The organism is Georgenia sp. SUBG003 (genome assembly GCF_000715355.2).
In the GTDB taxonomy this organism is placed as follows: domain Bacteria; phylum Actinomycetota; class Actinomycetes; order Actinomycetales; family Actinomycetaceae; genus Georgenia.
In genome coordinates, this window is the sequence record NZ_CP180204.1 from 215556 (window position 1) to 232722 (window position 17167).

The 17167-nt window shown below is 72.0% G+C and carries 16 protein-coding genes and 5 pseudogenes; 15 read left to right on the plus strand and 6 right to left on the minus strand.

From position 1 onward, the window contains the following. Positions 1-18 precede the first annotated feature (18 nt). The 5 genes and pseudogenes from DA06_RS00930 (at position 19) to DA06_RS00950 (ending at position 4062) form a co-directional block, all read left to right on the plus strand. Positions 19-615, plus strand: a complete 597-nt coding sequence (locus tag DA06_RS00930) for an acyltransferase (RefSeq protein ID WP_043496692.1) — start codon at positions 19-21, stop codon at positions 613-615. After that, entirely contained in the window at positions 615-1730 is a 1116-nt protein-coding gene (locus DA06_RS00935) for a DegT/DnrJ/EryC1/StrS family aminotransferase (protein ID WP_043496694.1), read from the plus strand. Before DA06_RS00930 ends, DA06_RS00935 begins: the two co-directional genes overlap by 1 nt. Positions 1731-1805: 75 nt before the next feature. Continuing rightward, entirely contained in the window at positions 1806-2798 is a 993-nt protein-coding gene (locus tag DA06_RS00940; RefSeq protein ID WP_418608302.1) for a Gfo/Idh/MocA family protein, read from the plus strand. 116 nt (positions 2799-2914) lie between these two features. Then, positions 2915-3406: pseudogene (locus DA06_RS00945) on the plus strand (glycosyltransferase); the annotation flags it as partial. 131 nt (positions 3407-3537) lie between these two features. Continuing rightward, on the plus strand, positions 3538-4062 hold the full coding sequence (locus tag DA06_RS00950) for a glycosyltransferase (RefSeq protein WP_418606710.1): 525 nt from the start codon (positions 3538-3540) through the stop codon (positions 4060-4062). Here the strand turns inward: DA06_RS00950 and DA06_RS00955 are convergent. The 4 genes and pseudogenes from DA06_RS00955 to DA06_RS00970 all read right to left on the minus strand — a co-directional run. Continuing rightward, entirely contained in the window at positions 4046-4252 is a 207-nt protein-coding gene (locus tag DA06_RS00955; RefSeq protein ID WP_418608303.1) for a UDP-N-acetylglucosamine 2-epimerase, read from the minus strand. The two genes, DA06_RS00950 and DA06_RS00955, sit on opposite strands and share 17 nt — an antisense overlap. Continuing rightward, a complete protein-coding gene (locus tag DA06_RS00960) occupies positions 4161-4895 on the minus strand; it encodes a UDP-N-acetyl glucosamine 2-epimerase (protein WP_418606711.1) in 735 nt (244 codons plus the stop codon). The genes DA06_RS00955 and DA06_RS00960 overlap by 92 nt, the downstream gene beginning before the upstream one ends. 232 nt (positions 4896-5127) lie before the next feature. Beyond that, positions 5128-5487: a hypothetical protein gene (locus DA06_RS00965; RefSeq protein ID WP_418608479.1), complete on the minus strand. Its 360-nt coding sequence runs from the start codon at positions 5485-5487 to the stop codon at positions 5128-5130. 310 nt (positions 5488-5797) lie between these two features. Further along, positions 5798-6100: pseudogene (locus DA06_RS00970) on the minus strand (hypothetical protein); the annotation flags it as partial. Here DA06_RS00970 and DA06_RS00975 point away from each other — a divergent pair. Continuing rightward, a complete protein-coding gene (locus DA06_RS00975; RefSeq protein WP_418608481.1) occupies positions 5999-6220 on the plus strand; it encodes a hypothetical protein in 222 nt (73 codons plus the stop codon). The pseudogene DA06_RS00970 and the gene DA06_RS00975 overlap by 102 nt on opposite strands. 97 nt (positions 6221-6317) lie before the next feature. Here the strand turns inward: DA06_RS00975 and DA06_RS00980 are convergent, their stop codons facing one another. Then, positions 6318-7748, minus strand: coding sequence for a lipopolysaccharide biosynthesis protein (locus tag DA06_RS00980; RefSeq protein ID WP_043496696.1), 1431 nt, complete (start codon positions 7746-7748; stop codon positions 6318-6320). A 269-nt stretch (positions 7749-8017) separates the two neighbouring features. Between DA06_RS00980 and DA06_RS00985 the strand changes: the two are divergent. The 9 genes and pseudogenes from DA06_RS00985 to DA06_RS01025 form a co-directional block, all read left to right on the plus strand. After that, a pseudogene (locus tag DA06_RS00985) lies at positions 8018-9025 on the plus strand (DUF6541 family protein); the annotation flags it as partial. A gap of 40 nt (positions 9026-9065) precedes the next feature. Further along, the gene (locus DA06_RS00990; protein WP_043496697.1) at positions 9066-9602 is read left to right on the plus strand and encodes a DUF6541 family protein; all 537 of its coding nucleotides are present in this window, start codon (positions 9066-9068) and stop codon (positions 9600-9602) included. Beyond that, positions 9599-9955: a DUF6541 family protein gene (locus tag DA06_RS00995; protein WP_418608305.1), complete on the plus strand. Its 357-nt coding sequence runs from the start codon at positions 9599-9601 to the stop codon at positions 9953-9955. Before DA06_RS00990 ends, DA06_RS00995 begins: the two co-directional genes overlap by 4 nt. Before the next feature lie 84 nt (positions 9956-10039). Next, on the plus strand, positions 10040-11335 hold the full coding sequence (locus DA06_RS01000; protein ID WP_043496700.1) for a nucleotide sugar dehydrogenase: 1296 nt from the start codon (positions 10040-10042) through the stop codon (positions 11333-11335). Positions 11336-11363: 28 nt separating this feature from the next. Next, positions 11364-11588: pseudogene (locus tag DA06_RS01005) on the plus strand (DUF6541 family protein); the annotation flags it as partial. A gap of 13 nt (positions 11589-11601) precedes the next feature. Then, positions 11602-11994, plus strand: a pseudogene (locus DA06_RS01010) (DUF6541 family protein); the annotation flags it as partial. Next, on the plus strand, positions 11981-13378 hold the full coding sequence (locus tag DA06_RS01015; protein ID WP_418606712.1) for a DUF6541 family protein: 1398 nt from the start codon (positions 11981-11983) through the stop codon (positions 13376-13378). The pseudogene DA06_RS01010 and the gene DA06_RS01015, both read left to right, overlap by 14 nt. 43 nt (positions 13379-13421) lie before the next feature. After that, complete coding sequence (locus tag DA06_RS01020) at positions 13422-14306, plus strand: glycosyltransferase family 2 protein (protein WP_052436201.1); 885 nt, start codon at positions 13422-13424, stop codon at positions 14304-14306. Next, a complete protein-coding gene (locus tag DA06_RS01025; protein ID WP_418606713.1) occupies positions 14303-16309 on the plus strand; it encodes a DUF6541 family protein in 2007 nt (668 codons plus the stop codon). Before DA06_RS01020 ends, DA06_RS01025 begins: the two co-directional genes overlap by 4 nt. Positions 16310-16421: 112 nt before the next feature. Here DA06_RS01025 and DA06_RS01030 read toward each other — a convergent pair whose 3' ends face one another. Further along, on the minus strand, positions 16422-17135 hold the full coding sequence (locus DA06_RS01030) for a Wzt carbohydrate-binding domain-containing protein (protein ID WP_418606714.1): 714 nt from the start codon (positions 17133-17135) through the stop codon (positions 16422-16424). Positions 17136-17167 lie beyond the last annotated feature (32 nt).

Here is a 17167-nt window from a genome sequence, read left to right on the forward strand (position 1 = left end):
CGAGGACAGGAGGGCTCGATGGTGCCACGCATCGTTGACAGTGCGGACGTGTCACCCGACGCGGTGATCGGTGAGGGGTCCTCCGTGTGGCACCTGGCGCAGGTTCGCGAGGGTGCGGTGCTGGGGGAGGGGTGCGTCGTGGGCCGTGGAGCCTACATCGGCACCGGCGTGCGGATGGGGCGGAACTGCAAGGTGCAGAACTACGCCCTGGTGTACGAGCCGGCGGTGCTGGGTGACGGGGTCTTCGTCGGCCCGGCGGTGGTGCTGACCAACGACACGTTCCCGCGGGCGGTGAACCCCGACGGGTCGCTGAAGTCCGCGCACGACTGGGAGCCGGTGGGGGTCACGATCGAGGAGGGCGCGTCGATCGGCGCCCGGGCGGTGTGCATCGCGCCGGTGCGGATCGGCGCGTGGGCCACGGTCGCGGCCGGGGCGGTCGTGACCAAGGACGTGCCCGCGCACGCCCTGGTGGCGGGCGTGCCCGCCCGGCGGATCGGCTGGGTCGGTTCTGCCGGGGTGCCGCTCGTGCGCGAGGATGAGGTGTGGCGGTGCCCTCGGACGGGCGTCGTGTACGAGGAGTTCGAGGACACGATCAGAGAGGTACGGGGGGCCTGATGAGCCTGGAGATGATTCCTGCGGCGAGGCCGATCATCGGCGAGGACGAGCGGGTCGCGGTGGACCGGGTGCTCGCCTCGGGGATGGTGGCGCAGGGCCCGGAGGTGGCGGCGTTCGAGGCCGAGTTCGCGCAGCACCTGGTGCAGGGCCGGGAGTGCGTGGCGGTGAACTCGGGGACCTCGGGTCTGCACCTGGGGCTGCTGGCGGCCGGGATCGGCCCGGGCGACGAGGTCATCGTGCCCTCGTTCACCTTCGCCGCGACCGGGAACTCGGTGGCGCTGACCGGGGCGACGCCGGTGTTCGCGGACATCGAGCCGGACTTCTTCTGCCTGGACCCGGCCGCGGTGCGGGCGGCGGTGACGGAGCGGACGCGGGCGATCATGCCGGTGCACCTGTACGGGCACCCGGCGAACATGGATGCCCTGCAGCAGATCGCGGACGAGTTCGGGCTCATGGTGTTCGAGGACGCCGCCCAGGCCCACGGCGCCTCGCTGGGCGGGCGGAAGGTCGGGACATTCGGGACCTTCGGGATGTTCTCGCTGTACCCGACCAAGAACATGACCTCGGGGGAGGGCGGGATGGTCTCCTGCGCCACCGGCGAGGTCGCCCGCCGGGTGCGGCTGCTGCGCAACCAGGGCATGGAGCGTCAGTACGCCAACGAGCTGGTGGGGCTGAACAACCGGATGACGGACATCCACGCGGCGATCGGCCGGGTCCAGCTGGGCAAGGTCGACGCCTGGACGCGGACCCGCCAGGACAACGCCGCCTTCCTGGACGCGAACCTGCAGGGGGTGACGACCCCGCCGGTGGCGCAGGGGGCGGTGCACGTGTACCACCAGTACACGATCCGCATCCCCGGCGCCTCGGGCGCGGAGCGCGACCGGGTGGTGACCGCGCTGCGCGAGGAGCACCAGGTCGGGTCGGGGGTGTACTACCCGATCCCGAACCACCGGCTCGAGTCCCTCAAGGGCTACGCGCCGGGCCTGGAGCTGCCGGAGACGGAGAGGGCCGCGGCGGAGGTCGTCTCCCTGCCCGTCCACCCGTCCCTGACCGCCGAGCACCTGGAGCGGATCGTCACCGCCGTGAACACCGTCGTCGTGAAGGCAGGAGCCTGACCCATGACCCAGCAGAACACGCGGACCACGGACGCCGCCGCGGCCGCCGGTGAGGGGGAGCCGCCGGTGCTGCGGATGGGGCTGATCGGGCTGGGGTCGATGGGCCGCCACCACGCCCGGGTGATCCGCGAGACCCCGGGCCTGGAGCTCGTCGCGGTCGCGGACCCGGGTGGGGACAAGTTCGGCGTGGCCGGCGACCTGCCGGTGCTGCCCGACGTCCAGGCCCTGATCGGCGCAGGGATCGACGCGGCCATGGTCGCGGTCCCGACGATCTACCACGAGGACGTCGCCCTGGCGCTGGCCGCGGCGGGGGTGCACACGATGGTGGAGAAGCCCATCGCGCACACTGCCGAGGCCGGCCGGCGCGTCGCCGACGCGTTCGACGAGGCGGGCCTGGTCGGAGCGGTGGGGTACGTCGAGCGGTGCAACCCGGCCCTGCTGGAGATGCGCAGGAGGATCGCGGACGGCCAGCTCGGCGAGGTCTACCAGATCGCGACCTCGCGCCAGGGTCCCTTCCCGGGCCGTATCTCCGACGTCGGGGTGGTCAAGGACCTCGCCACCCACGACGTGGACCTGACCGCGTGGCTGGCCCAGTCCCCGTACGAGACCGTCTCGGCGCAGGTGACCCACCGCTCCGGACGCGAGCACGAGGACATGGTCATCGCCGTGGGCCGCCTGGCCAACGGGATCATCGTCAACCACATGGTCAACTGGCTCTCCCCGCGCAAGGAGCGCCAGACCGTCGTCACCGGCGAGAAGGGCGCCCTGGTCGCCGACACCATCGCCGGGGACCTGACCTTCTACGCCAACGGCACCGTGGCCACCCGGTGGGACGCCGTCGCGACGTTCCGCGGGGTGTCCGAGGGCGACGCCGTCCGCTACGCCATCGACAAGCGCGAACCCCTGCGCGTGGAGCAGGAGAACTTCCGCGACACGGTCCACGGCACCGCCACCCCGGCCACCACCGCGGTGTCCATGGCCGAGGGCGTCCACACCCTCACCGTCGTCGAAGCAATCCTCGGCTCGGCGGGCAACCGGGCGAGCAGCGAACTGGTCGGTCTGGGGTGAGGGTGGGGTCGCCTCGCCGGGGCTCACGGGGCAGGTTCAGCAAGGCGCTGGGCGAGCTCGGCCGACGAAGGCTTCCCGCGGTGACGAAGAAGAACGACGGCGGTCGCCCGCTTCGTGTGGTCATCGCGACGCGGATCTACCACCCGGAGCCGGCGGCCGCGTCCTTCCGCCTCCGCGCCCTCGCGGACGGGCTCCGGGCAGAGGGCGCGGAGGTCGAGGTCCTCACCACTCGTTACCGTGGCGCCTGCGGGGACGACGGCGACGGTGAAGGCCCGGCCGTGCGGCGGTGGCCGGTGCTGAGAGACCGCTCCGGCTACGTCCGCGGGTACCTGCAGTACCTCAGCTTCGACGTTCCGCTGGTGGTCCGGCTGCTGGCCAGGCGCCGGGCGGATGCGGTGGTCTCCGAGCCGCCGCCGACCACGGGGGCCGTGGTCCGGCTCACCTCGATCCTGCGCAGAGTCCCGTACGTCTACTACGCGGCCGACATCTGGGCGGACGCCGCCGCGTCCACCGGTGCGCCTGCGCCGGTGGTCAGCGCCCTCGGGGTGGTCGAACGCTGGGTGATGCGCGGGGCGGCGCGGGTCATCGCCGTCTCGCAGCCGGTCGCCGAGCGGCTCGAGCAGCTGGGGATCCACCACGCCGTCGTGGTCCGCAACGGCATCGACACGCGCACCTTCTCCCCGGACGGGCCCGAACGCGGGCGGGGGCCCTTCTTCCTGTACTCGGGAACCATGTCCGAGTGGCAGGGCGCGGAGGTGTTCATCGACGCCTGGCAATCGTCCACCGGCAGGTTCCCGGTGCCCGGGTCGTCTACGTCGGCCAGGGCAGCGCGTGGGAGGAGATCAGCCGTCGGGCCCGTTCGCTGCCCGAGGGGGCGGTCGAGATGGTCCCCACCGTCCCGCCGGAGGTGGCGGCGCAGTGGCAGCGCGGCGCGGTGGCGTCGCTGGTCAGCATCAAACCGGACCAGGGGTACGACTTCGCCTACCCCACCAAGATCTACGCCGCTCTCGCGAGCGGCACGCCGGTGCTCTACGCCGGCCCGGGCGGCGCGGCGCCGGACGATATCGAGGAGCACCGGCTGGGCCGGGCCGTCGGGTACGACGCCGAGGAGATCGCAGGAGCGATGCTGTCGTTCCTGTCCGGGACGGGCGGGCATCTCGACGCTGCCCGGCTCGCCGGCTGGGCCAGGTCACACGTGTCGAGCGAGAGGTCGGGCCGTGCGGCGGCTCAGGAGGTGATCTCGGTGGTCACCGCGCCCAGCTGAGCAGCGTGTCCGCGGTGCGGGCGGCGGCGTGGCCGTCGCCGTAGGGCGTCGCGTCCGTCTCTGCTGGGCGTGGCCGGCTCGCCGCGGTACGGAGCGCGTCACCTGGCTCCACCAGGACGTTCCATCCCAGATCGACCGTCTCGGTCCACTCGGTCTCCGGGCGGATGGTGGTGCAGGGGACGCGGAGCAGGAAGGCCTCCTTCTGGAGCCCGCCCGAGTCCGTGATCCACCCCCCGGGCGTTCGCCGCCGCGGCGACGAGCTGCGGGTAGGGGAGCGGCTGCCGCGCGCGCAGCGAACCGTGGTCGAGGCTCACACCCGCGTCCTTCACCTTGGCCACCAGCCGAGGGTGCGCGAGCAGGACGACAGGGCGGTCGAGGGAGCCGAGGGAGCGGATCACCGAGCGAAGGCGCTCCGGATCATCGGTGTTCTCCGCGCGGTGGATGGTGGCGAGGTAGAACTCGCCCGCTTCGACGTTCTCCTGGGAGAGCTCCTCAGGAAGACCGTTCCCCGCACTGGCGCGCACGTTGAGAAGAACGTCGGTCATCACGTCTCCGACCATGACGGTGCGCGAGGCGAGCCCCTCGTTCGTGAGGTGACCCACCGCCACGTCCGTCGGAGCGAGGAGGAGGTCCGCGGCGTGGTCGGTCAGCACGCGGTTGTGCTCCTCCGGCATGGCTCGGTTGAAGGACCGGAGTCCCGCTTCGAGATGCGCCACCGGCAGGTGCATCTTCACCGCGGCAAGTGCGGCGGCGAGGGTGGAGTTGGTGTCGCCGTAGACGAGGACCCAGTCGGGGCGCTCGTCGGCGAACGTGCGCTCGAGCGCTGCGAGCATCGCCCCCGGTCTGCTGACCGTGGGGTGCGCTTCCCACGCCGAGATGCACGTCGGGGGGCCGGGATCTCGAGGTCCTCGAAGAACACCTCGGAGAGCATGGGGTCGTAGTGCTGCCCCGTGTGAACGATCGTGTGGTCCAGGCTCCGCCGGTTCAGCTCGTGGGCGATCGGGGCGAGCTTGACGAACTGCGGTCGGGCGCCGACCACGCTGAGGATCTTCACGTGGACGAACTCTACCGACGCAGCGAGTTCTCGACGATCGCCGACCCGATCGCGGCGTCCGTCTCGAAGCTGAGATCCCGGGCCGCCTCGTGCGAAGCCTTCTTGAAACGGGCGATGTCCTCGCGGGACATCGCCCGCACGGAACGGACGCAGGCCTCGACGTCGAAGCCGTCGCTCACCCGGCCGAGACCGTACTGCTCGACGACGCGCTGCATCTCCAGCGTCGGCCCGACAGCGATGGCGAGCCGTGCCTGGATGAAGTCGAAGAACTTGTTCGGCAGCGCCAGCCGGGCGTTGGTGTTGACCGGCGGCATCCAGTACACGCCCAGGTCGAACCTGTTGAGGGTGTGGGGAAGGACATCCGGGGTCACCGGGGGGATTGATCCGGACGCGCTCATGCCCCGACGCGCGCTCGGTCAGCTTGGCCAAGTACTTGCCGCCGTCGTTGGCCGGTACGAGGAACAGGTCGAGGCTGTATTCCGGCCCCAGAGCGATCGCGGCGTCGATGATCGTCTCGAGGTGCCTTCCCGGGACCGCCCCTCCCGAGTGCACGAGGCGGATCGCACTTCCGTCGACCGGCGTCGGCGAGAGGTCCGCGAAGGGAGCCGCGTTGCGCATGACCTGGGGACGGACTCCGTACCGCTGCGCGTACAGGTCGGCGATGCTGCCGCCTACGGTGGTCACCGCCGCGCTACGAGGAAGATAGACACGGCAGAGGTGGTCCATGAACGGGCCCACGAGCAGGCGCCACGACGTGACGTGGCTGCGCTCCTCGGGCGCCCATTCGTGCAGGTCCGCCCAGACCGGTGAGCCGGCGGCCGCGCGATGGGCTACCGGCAGCGCCCTGGCGTCGTTGGCGACGACGAGGTCGAAGGAGCGCCCGTGCAGCAGACGGAGCGCCGCGGCCGCGGCCGGGGCGGCGAGCTCGGCGGACCGGTACCGCCGGGCCGCCAGCCGGGCGACGCCGGACGGGGTCTGTGGCAGGGACGGGGCCGAGTCGGGAACGCGCAGGTGCTCGTCCGCACCTTCCGGCCGGTCGCCGTACCCGATGGTGGTCACGCGGGCGTGGCGGGCCACGACGGAGATCTGCCGAAGGACGCGTGAGTCGCGCGCGATGGGGGAGAACGAGACGACGAGGACGCGCGGTTTGCTGAGCACAGCCTCACGGTAGCTTGCCCCCCGGCTCGCCCTGTGCGCACCGCTATCGCGTCGGGAGCAGCGCCGTCAGAAGTGGCTTCCAGTCCCGCCAGTCGAGAGCCGCCCACGCGGCGAGGAACACCATGGCGAGGCACACCGACCAGCCGAGGCTCTCGAGCTGCGCCGAGACGGTGGCGCACACCGCGATCAGGGCGACTCCAGAGACGGTCAGGACCGCCAGCCCGGTCCACTGCTGCCTCTCGGTCCGCCAGACCAGGAGCAGCGGGAGGGCGGCCGTCATCACCGAGCCCGCCAGGCACCCCACCGCGACTCCGACGATCCCGAACCGAGGTATGAGGAGCAGCATCCCGACCGCGCCGGTCACGAAACCGCACGCGTTGAGCAACGCGCTCGTCCGGATGCCGTGACGGCTCTTGGTCGTCAGATCGTTCACGGCGGCGATCGAGAGGGTGCCGAACATCACTGCCACGACCAGGATGCGCAACGACGTGGCGCCCTCGCGAAACTCCGCACCGTAGAACAGGACGAGGATGTGGTCCGACAGGATGGCCAGAGCTCCGAACAGGCCGACCATCGTGGCGACGAGGGAGCGGGTTCCGAGGTCGGTGTGGCGACGGCGCCCCTCGGTGTCGCCGCGACCGGTCGCTCGGGCCATGGCCGGCATGAGCGCCATGGAGAACGCGCGCGCGGCCATGGTCGCGGGGGTGGCGAGGGAGACTGCGGCGGCATAGAGCCCGGCGGCATGCGCGGTCTCGGCGCCCTTCGCGAGCAGCATGGAGAACTGCAGCAGACCCGAGGACATGACAGTGCCGACGACCGCCCAGGCGATGAAGGCGTCGATCTCCCGCCTCATCGCCGCGGGGATCCGTGCCGGCCTGTCGGCGGAACTTCTGCGTGGCCATCCGGCCACCGCGTAGACGCTGTAGCCGATCGTCAGGGGCGCGAGGAAGTGGGCCGGCTGGTCCGCCAGCACGACCGCCGCCAGGGACCCGAAGGTGACCAGCGCGCTGAGGATCTCCCACCGGGTCGCGGCGAGAACCTTGCCGAGACCGAACTGCATGCCCCGTACGAGGTTGTAGGCGGAGAACGCCAACGAGAGCAGGCAGATCCACAGCGCGTCCCACCATCCGACGTCGAACGCCGGTACCGCTATGACGGCCGCGGCGGGAGCGAGGACCGCAAGGGCGAGCGCAACGCGTCCGCCTATGTGGCGGACGATCCCTCCCACCATCTCCTGCCGTCCTGCGCCCATCTCCATGGCCAGGTACCTCGATGCGGCCTGGCCCGCGGCCGAAGGAGTCAGCAGACTGACCAAGGTGGCGAGCGCCACGCCGGCACTGACCGACGAGAGCACCGCGGGGCCCGCGACGCGACCGACCACGACGTTGAAGGCAAAACGCGCGCCACCCTGGACCAGGACGCCGATGCTGCTGAAGAAGGAGTCGCGGACGAGCGTGGGTGTGGTGCGAGTCATGCGGGACTCGACGCCGACGTTCCGTGAAGGGCATGTGACACCGGGCGGACGCCAGCAGGGCGGTTCGAGGCACGGCAGCACCGGGCCCGGGACTCGACGGCCGTGGACACCGGGCGATCCTCTCACGCGGCGCCGACCATGGGGACGCCGCGGTTCCGAGTGGTGCCCGCAGCAATGGGACACTGTTCGCCGACTCCCGCGGCCGAATCGCCCGGGAGCGTCAGCAACCGGAGAGTGAGACGGGGCAGTACGCCATGACCTGGTGGTCGATGTGGCCGACCGCGGCCTTGCTGGTCGCTGTCCTGTTTGTCCCGGGCTGGCCGTGGGTTCGAGTTCTCGGCGCCCGGGGGTTGCCGGCCGTTGCTTCCGCACCGGCCGTCTCGGCGGCCCTCCTGGGCGCCGGCTCGGTCCTCTACTCGGCGGTCGGCGTCCGCTGGGCTTGGTACACAGTCTTCCCCGCCCTGATCCTGCTTGCCGCTCTAGGTCTGCTCGCGGAGCGGCGCGGAAAGGGACTGCCGGCCATCGCCGACACCGCGCCACGATGGTCCTCGGCAGTCGTGGGTGCTGCAGTTCTTGCGGCGTGGTGGCTGCTCGTCAGGCCCGTCACAGAGGGGATCGGCTTCCCGGACACCCCGACGCAGGGTTGGGACGGCGTCTTCCACCTCAATGCTGTCGCGACGGTCGTGAGGGAGGGCGACGCGTCGCCCGTGGGTGGACTTGCCTCGATGTACGGCACCGGAGGACGACCGCTGTATCCCACGCTGTTCCACGCAGTGACGGCGCTCGCCGGCGCCGAGGTCGTGCCGAACTTCAACCTGATGGTGCTCGTGGTGTCGCTGGTCTATGTGACGGGACTGGCCGGCCTGGCGAGCTGGTGCACCCGTGGGTCGTGGGTGGCGGCCGCGACGACGCCGCTCTTCGCCGCCGGCTTCGTTCTCTTTCCCCCGGTTCTTGTGCGGTTCGGCCAGTATCCGTACCTCCTGGGGATCGCCCTCCTGCCGGGAGCCCTTCTGCTCGTCGCCCAGCAGGGTGCAGTGCTCAGCCGGGCGGTTCGGACAGGGACCGCCAGCGCCGCCCAGGTCGTCGGTCTCACGGCCGGCAGCGTTGCTGCGGTAGCAGGCCTTTGCTTCGCCCACATGACCATGGGATTCGTCGTCCTCTTCATCGGCACGCCGCTGGTGATCGGTTTCGGCGCGGTGTGGGCCCGCCGGTCGTGGCGTCAGGGCGACCGTCGAGCCGCGGGGCGCGGACTCGCCGTGGCGTCCATGGCGGCGGTCGTCTTCCTCCTTGCGCTCGGCGGGGACAAGGTCCGGGGGGATGGCGGAGTACCCGAGGCCGGACCGAAGCATGCGAGAGGGGCTGCGGCTGGGTCTGACAAGCGTCACAGGCGCCGAGTCCGTGACTGCCGAGACTCGCGTCGTGGTGATCGCGGTAGTGGCGGGTGCGTTGGCCGGCGTGCTCTGGCGACCCACGAGATGGCTGACGATGTCGTGGGTCGTGTTCCTCGTGCTCTTCGTGATCGCGTACGGCGGCCCCCACGCGCCGATGCACGGTCTGGTGGGTCCCTGGTACGGCGAAGCGCGCCGCATCCAGGCTCTTGTCGACGTGTTCGCGGCGCTGCTCGCGGGCATCAGCGTGAGCATGGTCCTGCGAGCTGTCGGACGCGGAAAGAAGTGGACCGTACCGGTCGCGGCTGTCCTGTCGCTGGCTGTCGTGGTCGCGGGCTGGTCGAGCTCGGGGGGGCTTCCGTGGGGGACCAGCGACGGGCCGACATCGCGTTCACCCATCAGGTCGGCCCGAGCCTTGCGGCGATGCGGCAGTGGGGCGCGGCGCTTCCGCACGACGCGGTGGTGATCGCTGACCCGTGGACCCCGGCGATACATCTGCCCGCCTTCTTCGGGGTCGAGCTGCTGTATCCGCACTACGTGCTCCGGGGCACCTTCACGGGCGACTACCGGCTGCTGCTCAACGAGTTCAACCGCCTGCACGAGGACCCGGCGGTGTGCCAGGCGGTGAACCGCCTCGGCGTGACGCATTTCGTGCAGGTTCCTGACGGACCGTACTTCGACGGCAGCACGCGCAGCGCTCCGCGACCAGGTCTGTACGGTGTCGACACCTCCAAGGGCTTCACGCTGCTCGCCCGCTCCGGTGATCTGACCGTCTGGCGTGTCGACGCGTGCCGCGACGGCGCCGACCCGAGGTCCTGAGCCCCGCCGTCGACCCTCTTTTCGGCCCGGCGGCGGGTCGGGCGATATCGTGGCCGGGTTGTCCGCCAGATATTGAGGAGAAGCATGCGTATTGCGGTAGTCGCCCTGGGAAAGATCGGTCTTCCGCTTGCCGTGCAGTTCGCCGACGCCGGCCACGAGGTGGTCGGGGTGGACGTGCAGCGATCGGTGGTCGATCTCGTCAACGCGGGGACGGAGCCGTTCCCGGGGGAGGCGCACCTGCAGGAGAAGCTCTCCGAGCTGGTCCCGGCCGGGCGGCTGCGGGCGACGACCGAGTATGCCGACGCGATCCCGGGGGCGGACGCGGTGGTCGTGGTGGTGCCGCTGTTCGTGGACGACGAGACGTGGGCGCCGGACTTCGCGTGGATGGACGCCGCGACGCGGTCGCTGGCCGAGCACCTCACGCCCGGGACGCTGATCTCCTACGAAACCACGCTGCCGGTCGGGACCACCCGTCACCGGTGGAAGCCGCTGATCGAGGAGCTCTCCGGCCTGAGCGAGGGTGAGGACTTCCACCTGGTGTTCTCCCCGGAGCGGGTGCTGACCGGGCGGGTCTTCGCCGACCTGCGCCGCTACCCCAAGCTCGTCGGCGGCCTCTCGCCGGAGGGGACCAGGCGGGCGGTGGAGTTCTACGAGGCGGTGCTGTCCTTCGACGAGCGCCCGGACCTCGCCCGTCCGAACGGGGTGTGGGACATGGGAACCGCCGAGGCGGCGGAGATGGCCAAGCTCGCCGAGACCACCTACCGGGACGTCAACATCGGCCTGGCGAACCAGTTCGCGCTGTTCGCGGACAAGGCCGGCATCGACGTGTACAAGGTCATCGAGGCCTGCAACTCCCAGCCGTACTCCCACATCCACCGCCCCGGCATCGCGGTGGGCGGGCACTGCATCCCGGTCTATCCGCGCCTGTACCTGTCCACCGACCCCGACGCGACCATCGTGCGCACCGCGCGGCAGTCCAACGCGGCCATGCCCGAGCACGTGGTGGCGCGGGCGGCGGAGGTCCTCGGGGACCTGGCCGGGCTGCGCGCCGTGGTGCTCGGGGCCTCCTACCGGGGGAGGGTCAAGGAGACCGCGTTCTCCGGGGTCTTCGCCACCGTCGACGCCCTGCGCGCCAGGGGGGCGGTCGTGGCGGTGCACGACCCGATGTACACCGACGAGGAGCTGACCGGCTTCGGGTGGGACCCCTACCACCTCGGTGAGGACGTCGACCTGGCCATCGTGCAGGCCGACCACCCCGAGTACGCGGACCTGGCCCCGGCCGACCTGCCCGGCGTGCGGCTGCTCTTCGACGGCCGCCGCGTCACCGACCCCGCGGCCTGGAACGGCACCCCGCGCCTGGTGATCGGCGGCGGCGAATGAGATCGGTGCGTCCGACGTCGGCGGGCTGATGACCTGGTCGCAGGCGCTGCCGGTGGCGCTGGCCGCCGCCGCGTTGCTGTACGTCCCCGGAACCCTCGTGCTCCGGGCAGTCTCTGCCCGCGGTCTCGTCGCTGTCGCCGCCGCGCCCGCGGTGACCCTCGGCGCGCTCGGCGCTCTGGCGATCGGCCTGTCTGCGGCGGGAGTGCCGTGGTCGCGAGCCTCGGTCGGCCTCGTGCTGGCCGCTCTCGTCGTCGCGGGCCTCCTGCCTGGGGCGGAAGGTCCGGCCCGCGGCGGCCCCGGACGGGGCGGAGCCGCCGGCACGTGCGCGCAGCCGATGGTGGGCGGCGGCCGTCGCGGCGGCGGTGGCGGCAGGGTTCCTGGTGCAGTCGCTGCCGCTCAAGCGGGGGATGTTCCAGCCCGGGGCACTGCTGCAGGCGTGGGACGCGCCGTTCCACTACAGCGCCATCGAGGTCGTCAGAGACTTCGGCGACGCCTCTCCCTTCGGAGGTCTCGACCCTCTCTACGGCGCGGCGCAGAACGTGTTCTACCCGTCCCTCTGGCACGCCGTCGCCGGTCTGCTCCCCGGGCCGGCGGTGATGCTCGCGAACGTCATGCTCTTCGTCGCGCTGGGCACCTGGCTGCTCGGTGTGGCCGCGCTCGCCCGGGTCTGCTTCCCCCCGGTGGCCGGCGGTCGCGGTGCTCGCCCCGCTCGTGGCCGGGGCCTCGACGGCCTACCCGGCGGTCATGATCCGGATGTCGCAGTACCCGTTGACCCTGGGTGTCGCCATGGTTCCCGGCGTGCTCGCGCTCGTCGCGCACCTCGTGCTCCGACGGCGGAGCGGTGGGGGAGAGAGCCTCCTCGGGTTCGTGCTCCGCCTGTTGCTGCCGGCCCTCGCCGCCCTCGGATTGTTCGTGGTCCACTCGTCGGCCCTGGTGGCCGCCGCCATCGCACTCGCGCCGCTGGTGCTGCTCCAGGTGGTCAGCGGCGTCCGCAGCCTGGCGCGCGGTGGCCGGGGCGTGGCAGCCGCGATCCTCGCCGCCGGCTTCGTCGCCGTGGTGGCGCTGGGCGTGCATACCGTGCTCGGCTCCGAGCAGATCCGCTCGATGATGGCCTTCGAGCGCGACGTCACGCCCGCCGTCGACAGCGTGCGCAACGCCCTGCTCCTCGACTCGTTCGGACCCGCCGAGCCCATGATGAACCTGCCGCTGGCGATCGCCGGCGGCATCGGCCTGGTCGTGGCGCTCGCACGCCGCAGCAGTCGCTGGCTGGCTCTCGCGTGGGCGCTCTTTCTTGCCGTGTACGTGGTGGCTTACCTGCCCCCGGGGCCCTGGAAGCTGCTCAGCGCGTTCTGGTACAACGAAGGCTCGCGCATCCAGGCGGTCGCCGACACCCTGTGGGCACCACTCGCGGCGGCCGGTGTGTGTGCCGTCGGGAGCACGCTCGTCCGGCTCGTGCCGGTACGCGAGCGATCGAGACGTGCGCGGACCGCTCCGGGACGGTGGCGGCCCGCCGGGGCCGCCGGGCTGGCCCTCGTGCTCGCGGCCGGCTGCTTCCTGCTCTCCGGGAACTTCCGTGCCGAGGAGAAGTCGCAGTTCTGGGTCGCTCCCTACTTCGTCCCGGACGCGATGGCCCGCGGCGCCTACGCGTCGGACGAGGAGGTCGCCATGCTCTGGAGGCTCGCGGACGAGCTGCCGGTGGATGCGGTGGTCCTGGGCGACCCGTTCAACGGAGCGGTGTTCGTGCCGGCGGTCACCGGCCGCAGGGCCGTGCCGCCGCACGTCTCCGGCGGCAGCGCCCGGTCGGCCGACGCCCAGTACCTTCTCCAGCACTTCCGCGACATCGGGGCGGACCCGGAGGTGTGCGCCGCGATCGACCGGGCGGGTATCACGCACGTCTACCTCGACGAGCCGATCACCATCTACGGGTGGGACCTCGCCCGGACCAACCCGGGCATGTACGGCGTCGACACGGCGGAGTTCGAGCCGGTCGACGCCGGAGGAACCGCGGCAGTGTGGAGGATCACGTCGTGCGGCACGTCCTGACGCCGCGGGCGGGCGGGTTCGCACGACGTACTAGCCTGGGCGGATGGTTCGAGACGGGGAGGGTGTCGGCGTGCCCCGCGTACGGGTAGTGAGCGTGACGTTCAACCCCGGACCCGAGCTCGAGCAGTTCGCGCGCTCGTTGACCGAGGCGACCGCGTCCCCCTACACGTTCGTGCTCGTCGACAACGGAGCGGAGCACGAGGTCGTCGACGACGTCGCGGCCCGGTACGGTGCCGAGGTCCTGCGGCCGGGCGCCAACCTCGGGTACGGCGCAGCCGCCAACCTCGGTGCCCGCGGGGGCACCGAGCCGTGGGTGGTCGTCGCCAACCCGGACGTGATCTGGCGTCGCGGCTCGCTCGACGCGCTCGTGGAGGCGGGGGAGAGGCTTCCCGCCGCGGGCGCCCTCGGACCGCAGATCCTGAACACCGACGGCACGGTCTACCCGTCGGCCCGTGCGGTGCCGTCGCTGCGGCAGGGCGCCGGCCATGCGCTCCTGTCACGTTTGTGGGCGGACAACCCGTGGACGCGTGCCTACCGGCGCGAGCACGAGTTCGTCGAGCCGGCGGAGCACACCGTGGGCTGGCTCTCCGGCGCCTGCCTGCTGCTGCGGCGCGCCGCGCTGGCTCCGGCTGGTGGCTTCGACGAGAGCTACTTCATGTTCTTCGAGGACCTCGACCTGGGCGAGCGGCTCGGCCGGGCGGGCTGGCACAACATCTACGTGCCGTCCGCGGTGGTCGTCCACGACCAGGGAGCGAGCTGGCGGGAACGGCCCTCCTCGATGATCCGTGCGCACCACCGTAGCGCGGAGCAGTACCTGCACCGGCGGTACGCCGCCTGGTACCTCGCTCCGCTGCGGGGGGCCATCTCGGCAGGACTTCGCGTACGCGCATGGTGGGAGACGCGCGGGACGACGCACCGCGCCGCATGACGATGTTCGACGGCGTCGCCTCCGTGGCGGTCCTCACGCTGCTGCTGTTCCTCCCGGGCGCGGTCTGCCTGCGTCTGCTCGGCGTACGTGGCTTCCTCGCCGCCGGGGCCGCCCCGGCCGTCAGCGTCGCCGCTGTCGGCGCGGGCACGGTGGTGCTGGACCAGCTCGGCGTCCCGTGGCGATGGTGGTCGGCCGGCCTGTGGCTGATGCTGACCTGCGTCGTCGTCGGCCTCGCCGGGCGGCTCGCCGCCGGCTCGGTCCGCCCGCCGGCGATGGACGGGCGCTGGCGGGCCGTCACCGTGGCGGGCCTCGTGGCCGCGGTCCTGCTTCAGATGGTCGCGTACGGCCGGGGCACGGGCGGCGTGGGCGCCGTGCCGCAGATGCACGACTCGCTGTTCCACCTCAACGGTGCGGAGCTGGTCGGCCGTACCGGCAACGCCTCGCCGTTCGGTGGACTGGCCGGGATGTACGGGGACGGCGGGACGGGGTTCTACCCGAGTGCCTGGCACGCGGTCGTCGCGCTGGTCTCCGCGGTGGCGCCGATCGAGGTGGCGACCAACGCCGCGGTCTACGTCGCGATCGTGCTGGCCTGGCTGCTCGGGATCTCGGTGCTCGGGGCGGTGGCGGTGCCGGGGCGCCCGCTCGTCGCGGCGGCCGCCCCCGTCGTCGCGTGCTCGTTCCTCACCTTCCCGACCGTCGCCGCGGTCTTCAAGGGGATGTATCCGTTCGGGTTCGCGGTGGCGCTGACACCGGGTGCGCTCGCGCTGGCCATGGCGGTGGTGCAACGCCTCCGGGAGGGCCGCGTGCGCGGGGTCCTCGCAGCTGCCCTGGCCTTCGCCGGCGTGGTTCTTGCGCATCCCTCAGGTGCGGCCGCGCTGGCACTCCTCCTCTCGCCCGTGCTCGTCCAGGAGTGCTGGCGGCACGGCGCCCGCCTGGTGCGCGGCCGCAGAGCCGTGCTCGGGACTGCGGTCGTCGCGGCTCCATGGGTGCTCGGTCTTGCCTTCGTGGTCGCCGTCTACACCGTCCCGCGGCTGCAGGCGATGGCGAACTTCGCCAGCCCGGAGCAGAGCAGGGTGACGGCGCTCGTCGAGGGGCTGCTGTCCGAGCGCACCGGTGAGGCGTCCCCGTGGGTGAACGTGGTGGTGGCCGTCCTCGTCGTCGTCGGTGTCGTCGCGGCCGCCGCGCGAGGTCGGACGCGCTGGCTCGCCGCCTCCTGGCTTCTCGCTCTGGCCGCGTACGTCGTGACCGCTGGCCCCGAGGGACGGCTCCGGGTGCTGGCGGGCTTCTGGTACAAGTCTCCGGACCGCGTCGACTCCCTCCTCGTGACGATGTCGGCCGTGGTCGGCGCGGTCGGCCTCGCCGCGGCGGGATCGGTGGCCGTGAGGGTCTTCCGAAGGGTCGTGCCGCGGGCCGCCGACGGCGCCGCGACGGACGACCGCGACACGCCGGCTGACGTGGCGAAGGACCGTGCCACGCAGGTCGCCGTGGCGGCGGTGGTGCTGGTCCTGCTGCTGGTCGCCTTCGTGACGTCGGGCGGTTTCCGTCACGACGACCGGGTGCTGTGGACCGCCCGTGCCTACGACCCGGAGCAGATGATCCATCCCGCCTGGGCGGACGAGCCCGAGCTGGAGTTCGTCCGGGGGCTCGACGCCGTCCTGCCCGCGGACGCTCTCGTGCTCGGGGACCCGATGAACGGGGCGGGCTTCATCCCGGCCCTGGCGGGCCGCCAGGTGGCCGTGCCGGCGCTGGGCGACTCGGTGCCGAGCGACGCCGAGGACTTCCTCATGCAGAGCTTCCGGGACATCCACACGGACCCGGAGGTGTGCGACGTGCTGGACGCGGAGGGCATCGGCTACTTCTACGAGGACGCGTCGGTCCCCTACGGGGCGCGCACGCTGGCGGACTTCCGGCCGGGACTCTACGACGTCGACACCGCCGAGGGGTTCGACCTGCTGGCCCGGCACGGAACCGCGGCCCTGTACCGGATCACCGCCTGCGGCTGACGGCCGGGTCGCTACGCGAGCGGTGCGCGCCGGTCCATGGTCGTAGCAGCGCTCCCGTGGTCGCCGGGAACACCCTGCCCTGAGAGGGCGGGACCGGAGGGCCCGGGCGGGGTCAGCGGGTGACGGTGACCGTCGGCCGGCTGTGCAGGTACCCGACCGTCTGACCGGAGGACGTGACGGTGAAGCTCGCGGCGCGAGCGGCGCGGTCGATGTCCTTGCCGGCGGCGTCGCGCACGGCGACGTTGACGGCGTAGTCGCCCTGGCCGATCTCGAGCGCGGGCAGGGTCACCGAGAAGTTGACGGAGTCGTCGACCGGCGGCAGGGACACGTCGAGGAGCGTGGTGTCGGTGCCGAAGATGACCTGCCCCAGCGGCGTCTCGATGCTGGTCGCAAGGGTCCAGGCCTCCAACGGCTCGCGCACCTCGAGCACGCCGCTGACGGTCAGGTCGTCACCGGGCACGATGGTGAGCGACTCCCCGTCCTGGCCGGGGGAGGACAGCGCCACCCCGCTGATCCGCCCCCGGCGGGCAGCGGCCGGCCCGCTGACCGTCGCCGCCCGCGACGCCTCGCGCTGCTGGATGTCCTCCTGGATCTGCGCCTCGTAGTCCCTCCGCAGCCGGCGCAGTGCCTCGCGCGGCGTTCCGTCGGCGAGGATCTTCCCCTTCTCGAGGACGACGGCGCGGTCGCAGACCTCGGCCACCTGCTCGGCCGAGTGGCTCACCAGGACGATCGTGCGGCCGTCGTGCTGGAACTCGCGGATCTTCTCCATGCACTTGCGCTGGAACGGCTCGTCGCCCACGGCCAGCACCTCGTCGACGAGGAGCACGTCGGGGGTCGACGTGCACGGCCACGGCGAAG

Bases quoted from the DNA above. Each gene is read 5' to 3' on its own strand.
- DA06_RS00990 (WP_043496697.1), top strand. From the start codon at position 9,066: ATGGCGGAGTACCCGAGGCCGGACCGAAGCATGCGAGAGGGGCTGCGG.
- DA06_RS01025 (WP_418606713.1), top strand. From the start codon at position 14,303: ATGACGATGTTCGACGGCGTCGCCTCCGTGGCGGTCCTCACGCTGCTG.
- DA06_RS01000 (WP_043496700.1), top strand. From the start codon at position 10,040: ATGCGTATTGCGGTAGTCGCCCTGGGAAAGATCGGTCTTCCGCTTGCC.
- DA06_RS00935 (WP_043496694.1), top strand. From the start codon at position 615: ATGAGCCTGGAGATGATTCCTGCGGCGAGGCCGATCATCGGCGAGGAC.
- DA06_RS01020 (WP_052436201.1), top strand. From the start codon at position 13,422: ATGGTTCGAGACGGGGAGGGTGTCGGCGTGCCCCGCGTACGGGTAGTG.
- DA06_RS00940 (WP_418608302.1), top strand. From the start codon at position 1,806: ATGGGGCTGATCGGGCTGGGGTCGATGGGCCGCCACCACGCCCGGGTG.
- DA06_RS00930 (WP_043496692.1), top strand. From the start codon at position 19: ATGGTGCCACGCATCGTTGACAGTGCGGACGTGTCACCCGACGCGGTG.
- DA06_RS00960 (WP_418606711.1), bottom strand. From the start codon at position 4,895: ATGCTCGCAGCGCTCGAGCGCACGTTCGCCGACGAGCGCCCCGACTGG.
- DA06_RS00980 (WP_043496696.1), bottom strand. From the start codon at position 7,748: ATGACTCGCACCACACCCACGCTCGTCCGCGACTCCTTCTTCAGCAGC.